Here is a 5,896-nt window from a genome sequence, read left to right on the forward strand (position 1 = left end):
GTCCCCGGCCCCGCCCCCGGAGCGGCGGACGGACGCGGCGCCGGACATCTCCGTCGCCGAGGCGCTCGCCGAACTGGAGAACATGATCGGGCTGGAGCCGGTCAAGCGCCAGGTCCGCTCCATCGCCGCGTCCATCGAGGCCGCGCACATGCGGGCCGCCGCCGGCGTGCCCACCGAGAAGCCGATGCGGCACTTCGTGTTCGTCGGCCCGTCCGGGACGGGCAAGACGACCGTCGCGCGTGTGCTGGCCAAGATCTTCTACGCGTTCGGGCTGCTGCCGGAGCCGGCTCTGGTCGAGGCCCACCGGGCGGACCTCGTCGGCGAGTTCCTCGGCGCGACCGCCCTCAAGACCAACCGGCTCGTCGACTCCGCCCTGGGCGGGGTGCTGTTCATCGACGAGGCGTACAGCCTCGCCAACTCCGCCGAGGGGCAGCCCGACCGCTTCGGCGACGAGGCCGTCCAGACGCTGCTCAAGCGCGCCGAGGACGACCGCGACAACCTGGTCGTCATCCTCGCCGGATACGACGCGCAGATGGCCGAGTTCCTCGACTCCAACCCCGGGCTGGCCTCGCGGTTCGGCACCCGCGTGCACTTCCCGTCGTACCGGCCGTCCGAACTGCTGCGGATCGCCGACTACCACACGGGCCTCCGCGAGGACCGGCTCGACCCGGAGGCCCGGCGGCGGCTCGCCGTGCGCTTCGAAGAGGTCGAACGGCGCGGCATCGTCGACGAACTGGGCAACGGGCGGTTCGTCCGGTCGCTGACCGAGGCGGCGGCGCGCGCGCGGGACGTCCGCGTGGTGGACGCCGTCGCCGCGTCCGGCGGACCGGCCACGCCCAGCGCCGACGACCTCGTCACCCTCCGCGCCGAGGACGTGGAGGCCGCGTTCGCGGAGGTCACCGAGCGGTACCGCGGCTACGCCGAGACGCCGACGCTGGACGAGGCGCTCGCCTCGCTCGACGCGATGATCGGGCTGGAACCGGTGAAGCGGCAGGTGCGGGAGATCGCCGCCCAGCTCCAGGTGGCCCGGATGCGGCAGGAGCAGGGCCTGGTCACCCGCCCGCCGACCCGGCACTTCGTCTTCACCGGGCCGCCGGGGACGGGCAAGACCACCGTCGCGCGGGTGCTCGGCCGCATCTTCGCCGCGGCGGGGCTGCTCGCCCGGCCCGAGGTGGTCGAGGCGCAGCGCGCCGACCTCGTCGGCGAGCACCTCGGGGCGACGGCCCTCAAGACGAACAAGGTCGTGGACTCGGCGCTCGGCGGCGTCCTGTTCGTGGACGAGGCGTACGCGCTGAGCAACGCCGGCTACTCCGGCGGCGACGCGTTCGGCGCCGAGGCGGTGCAGACCCTGCTCAAGCGCGCCGAGGACGACCGCGACCGGCTCGTCGTCGTCCTCGCCGGGTACGAGGCCGACATGGACCGCTTCCTCGCGTCCAACCCGGGGCTCGCGTCCCGGTTCGACGTGCGCGTCGACTTCCCGTCCTACGGGCCGGACGAGCTGCTCCGCATCGCCCAGCTCATCGCCGAGCAGGGCGGCGACCGCTGGGAGGACGACGCCCTCGACGACCTCGCCCTCGTCTTCCAGCGCGTCTGCGGGACGGGCCGGATCGACGAGTTCGGCAACGGCCGCTTCGCCCGCTCCATGTACGAGAAGGCGTGCGCGTGCCGTGCACTGCGCGCGGCCGAGCTGGGCGACCGGGCCACCGCCGACGACCTCACGCTCCTCACCCCCGGCGACGTGCGCAACGCGTTCGCCGATCTCGCCCACCGCCTGGCGTGACGGATCCTGTCCCCGGCCCGCGATGTAGTCAGCACATGACCTCGGTGACATGGGAACAGGCCCTCGTCTGGCGGATGCGGCGGCAGAGGCCCGTTCGGCGGGGCGCCGGATCGGTCGTCTAGGGTGCGGTCCGTGGACGAGAAGGACGAGCCGGTCGAGTACCGGCAGACGCGGTACAAGGCACCGGACGGCGCGACCGAGATCCTTCTGATCAGGCACGGCGCCTCGGCACCGGCCCGTGCCGACCGGCCGTTCCCGCACGTGGACGGCCAGGCCGACCCCGACCTCGCCCCCGAGGGACGCGAGCAGGCCGACCGGGTCGCCGACCGCCTCGCGGACGAGAAGCTCGACGCCCTCTACGTGACGCCGCTGCGGCGCACCGCGCAGACCGCGGCGCCCCTGGCCCGCCGCCTCGGCCTGGAGCCGCGCGTCGAGCCGGGCATGCGGGAGGTGTTCCTCGGCGAGTGGGAGGGCGGGCTGTTCCGCAAGAAGGTCGCCGACAACGACCCCCTCGCGCAGCGGATGTGGGCCGAGGAGCGCTGGGACGTCATCCCGGGCGCGGAGGGCACCGAGGCGTTCGCCGCGCGGGTCGAGGAGAGCCTCACCCGGCTCGCCGCGGCGCACGCGGGCGGCCGCATCGCGGTGTTCACCCACGGCGGGGTCATCGCGCAGGCGCTCGCCGCCACGACCGGCGCCCGGCCGTTCGCGTTCCTCGCCCCGGACAATGCGTCGATCTCCCTGCTGGTGCGGATCGGCGACCTGTCGTCCATCCGCGGCTTCAACGACGTGTCGCACCTGGACTGGTCCGTTCCGGCACCGCTGACCTAGACGCGGAAGCGGAGCCTCTGGCCCGGACGCAGCTGCGCCGCGTCGGCGACGGCGGCGGACGCGAGCACCGCGATCACCGGATAGCCGCCCGTGGCCGGATGGTCGGCGAGGAAGACGATGGGCAGCCCGCTGGGCGGCACCTGGATCGACCCCGTCGCCATGCCTTCGCTGCCCAGTTCGCCTTCGCGCGCGCGGACGAGGGGAGGCCCGTCCAACCGGACCCCCACGCGGTTGCTTTCGGGTGACACCTCGTAGGGCGCGGACGTGAGCGTCGCCAGTGCGTCCTCGGCGAACCAGTCGTCCCGTGGGCCCGGCAGGATGCGCAGCACGGGGGCCTCCGGTATGGGCGGCGCCGGGGCGACGTCCACGGCGATGCACGCCAGACCTTCGGACGGACCCACCGGGAGGCGGTCGCCCTGCGACAGCGGAGCCGGACCTAAGCCGGACAGGAGGTCGGTCGAGCGGCTCCCGAGAACCTCCTCGACCGCGACGCCGCCGCGCACGGCGAGATAGCTGCGCAGCCCCGACGAAGGCATGCCGACCTCCACCACGGCTCCATCCGGTACGAAGCACGGCGCGTTCGTCCCATGGGCGCGGCCGTCGATCCGTACGGGAACGGGAGCGCCCGTGACCGCGATCCATGCCCGCCGGTGGAAACGCAGCTCCGCGCCGCCGAACGTGAACTCCACGCCCGCCGCGCCCTCCGCGTTGCCGACGAGCCGGTTCGCCAGCCGGAACGCGCCCTCGTCGGCGGCGCCGGAGCGCGGCACGCCGAGATGGGCGCGGCCCGGCCTGCCGAGGTCCTGCACGGTCGCCAGCGGCCCGGGCCGCACGACCTCGATCAACGACGCTCCCCGGTCACCATGGCTCCTCGCGGACGAAGCGGACCCGCGTGCCCGGCCGGAGCAGCGACGGCGGGTCGCGCGTGACGTCCCACAGTCGCAGCCGGGTGCGTCCGAGCAGCCGCCATCCGCCCGGCGACCGGGACGGGTAGACGGCCGCGTACGGCCCCGCGACCGCCACCGACCCGGCCGGCACCGCCGTGCGGGGCGACGCGCGGCGCGCCACGTGCAGCGCCGGGTCCAGGCCCGTCAGGTAGCCGAAGCCGGGGGAGAAGCCGAGGTAGGCGACCGTGTACGCGCCCCCGGAATGGCGGCGGACGACCTCCTCGCGCGACAGCCCGGTCAGGCCGGCGACCTCGTCGAGGTCCTCGCCGTCGTAGACGACCGGGATCTCCACCGGGTCCGCGCCGGCCTCCGCGTCGCCGGGCAGCGGCAGGTGCGGGAGGCGCGCGGCGAGACGGTCGAGGTCGGCCGACGGGTCCGCGACGACGAGCACCGTCTGCTCGCCCGGCACGACGTCCACGACGCCCGGCGGCGGATCGTCCCGGAGGGCGGCGTTGAGCCGGTGCGCGGTGGCGAGGTCGCCCGTCTCGACGAGCAGGGCCGTGTCACCGGCCCGCAGCACTCTCACGCGAACGGCTCCAGCGCGACGCCCGCTTCGGACAGCGCCGCGCGGACGGACCGTGCCAGCGCCACGGCGCCGGGCGTGTCACCGTGCACGCAGAGGGAACGGGCCTTGAGCGCGACCTCACTGCCGTCCACCGCGACGACGGTTCCGTCCACGGCCATCCTGACGGCCCGCTCGACCACCGCCTTCTCGTCGTGGACGACGGCCCCCGGCTCACGGCGGGACACCAGCCCCCCGGACGGCGTGTAGGCGCGGTCGGCGAAACACTCCGCGACGACGGTCAGCCCATCGGCGACCTCGTGTACGGCAGAGCCCGGAAGGGTCAGCAACGGCAGCGACGCGTCGTACGCCCGGACCGCGTCGGCGACCGCGCGCGCCTGCCCGGCGTCGCGGCTCACCCGGTTGTAGAGCGCGCCGTGCGGCTTGACGTAGGCGACGCGTCCGCCCTCCGTGCGCGCGATGCCGTCGAGCGCCGCGAGCTGGTAGAGGATCTCGGCGGTCAGCTCGGGCGCGGCCACGTCCATCTCGCGGCGTCCGAAACCGGCCAGGTCCCGGTAGGACACCTGCGCGCCGATCGTCACCCCGCGCTCGACGGCCGCCGCGCACACCCGCCGCATGATCAGCGGGTCGCCCGCGTGGAAGCCGCACGCCACGTTCGCGCTCGTGATCACGTCCAGCAGCGCCAGGTCGTCGCCCAGCTCCCAGATGCCGAACCCCTCGCCGAGGTCGGCGTTCACGTCGATGACCGCCATGGTCGGAACCTCCCCGTCCACCGTCTCAGACGGCCTCCTCGCGCAGGTCCTCCACCTCGTGCCTGGACGCCCACGCCTGGTACACGCCCCGGTCGAACGGCTCCAGCCCGAGCTGCTCCGCGACCGGCGCCTTCCCGCCGCAGTACTCCACCCGCAGCCAGCCGTCGTGCTCGCCGAGCACCACGAACGGCTCCCCGCGCCACGTGCAGTGCGTGGTCACGTACCGCACCCGGTCGACCTCCGCCAGCGGCACCACCTGCACGTACCGGTCGGGCGACACCTGCCGGAACCCCTCGGCGCGCCGCCGGGCGTAGAGCCGGACCCGGTCGCCGTCGGGGCTCGCCTCGTACTCGGCGCCGCGCCAGCCCGCGTAGAACCCGTGCCGGATGCTCATCCCCGTCCTTCCGGCAGTTTCACCAGCCACCTGCGCAGATCGGCGTCGTACTCGGCGACGAGGGCCTCCGCGCCGCGCGCGTCCAGCCGGTACAGCTCGGCGCCGTGCGGGAGCCGCTGGCTCTCGATCTTGAACTCCGGGATCGCGGGGCCGTCGCCCGGCGCGTACCCCGACCCGGGGAACGGCGCCCGCTCGATCACCCAGCCGCCCGGGATGATGCCCATGCTCCACTCGTCGATCCCGCCGAGCGGGCGGCGGAACAGCGCCGGCTTCAGCGCGGGCCAGCGGATCATGAAGACCTGCTCGTCCGCGTGCGTGAAGGGCGACCCCTCGTACATGAGGCCGAGCGCCCGGATCACCGCCGCCGGGGACCTGAGCTCCCGCACGTCCTGCAGGCGGTGCACGTAGCCCGCGACCAGGTCGTACCCGCCCTCCAGGTAGTGCTGGACGTGCTCGGGCCGCACCACCTTCTGCATCACCACGACCTGGGACGCCCCGTCGCGGGCCGCGTCCGCGGATTCGAGGTCGCCGGGCTGCGCCACCGGGACGTCCTCCCGCCGGGTGGCGGCCCCGGGCCGGTCGCCCTGGCCGTACAGCGGCGCGACGGGCAGGCCGTGCGGATCGCTCGGCGTCTCGCGCGCCGCCGGGGTCTCGGGCCGGCGCCGCTCGGGG

6 protein-coding genes and 1 pseudogene are annotated in these 5,896 nt (G+C 74.7%); 2 read left to right on the forward strand and 5 right to left on the reverse strand.

The features are described from left to right. The coding region (locus E1284_RS37675; RefSeq protein ID WP_131944928.1) for an AAA family ATPase at positions 1-1,780 on the forward strand (1,780 nt) is incomplete at its 5' end. A 132-nt stretch (positions 1,781-1,912) separates the two neighbouring features. Next, entirely contained in the window at positions 1,913-2,608 is a 696-nt protein-coding gene (locus E1284_RS37680; protein ID WP_131944929.1) for a histidine phosphatase family protein, read from the forward strand. Here E1284_RS37680 and E1284_RS37685 read toward each other — a convergent pair. The 5 genes and pseudogenes from E1284_RS37685 to E1284_RS42155 form a co-directional block, all read right to left on the reverse strand. Then, positions 2,605-3,453: a 5-oxoprolinase subunit C family protein gene (locus E1284_RS37685; RefSeq protein ID WP_131944930.1), complete on the reverse strand. Its 849-nt coding sequence runs from the start codon at positions 3,451-3,453 to the stop codon at positions 2,605-2,607. The two genes, E1284_RS37680 and E1284_RS37685, sit on opposite strands and share 4 nt — an antisense overlap. A 13-nt stretch (positions 3,454-3,466) precedes the next feature. Beyond that, positions 3,467-4,081, reverse strand: coding sequence for a 5-oxoprolinase subunit PxpB (pxpB, locus tag E1284_RS37690; RefSeq protein ID WP_131944931.1), 615 nt, complete (start codon positions 4,079-4,081; stop codon positions 3,467-3,469). Then, on the reverse strand, positions 4,078-4,830 hold the full coding sequence (locus tag E1284_RS37695) for a LamB/YcsF family protein (RefSeq protein ID WP_131944932.1): 753 nt from the start codon (positions 4,828-4,830) through the stop codon (positions 4,078-4,080). The genes pxpB and E1284_RS37695 overlap by 4 nt, the downstream gene beginning before the upstream one ends. A 25-nt stretch (positions 4,831-4,855) precedes the next feature. After that, positions 4,856-5,224, reverse strand: coding sequence for a hypothetical protein (locus E1284_RS37700; protein ID WP_131944933.1), 369 nt, complete (start codon positions 5,222-5,224; stop codon positions 4,856-4,858). After that, a pseudogene (locus E1284_RS42155) lies at positions 5,221-5,896 on the reverse strand (hypothetical protein); the annotation flags it as partial. The pseudogene E1284_RS42155 and the gene E1284_RS37700, both read right to left, overlap by 4 nt.

This window comes from Actinomadura bangladeshensis (assembly GCF_004348335.1).
Taxonomy (GTDB): domain Bacteria; phylum Actinomycetota; class Actinomycetes; order Streptosporangiales; family Streptosporangiaceae; genus Spirillospora; species Spirillospora bangladeshensis.

Excerpts from the sequence above, each read along its gene's own strand:
- E1284_RS37695 (WP_131944932.1), bottom strand. The coding sequence starts at position 4,830 with ATGGCGGTCATCGACGTGAACGCCGACCTCGGCGAGGGGTTCGGCATC.
- E1284_RS37700 (WP_131944933.1), bottom strand. The coding sequence starts at position 5,224 with ATGAGCATCCGGCACGGGTTCTACGCGGGCTGGCGCGGCGCCGAGTAC.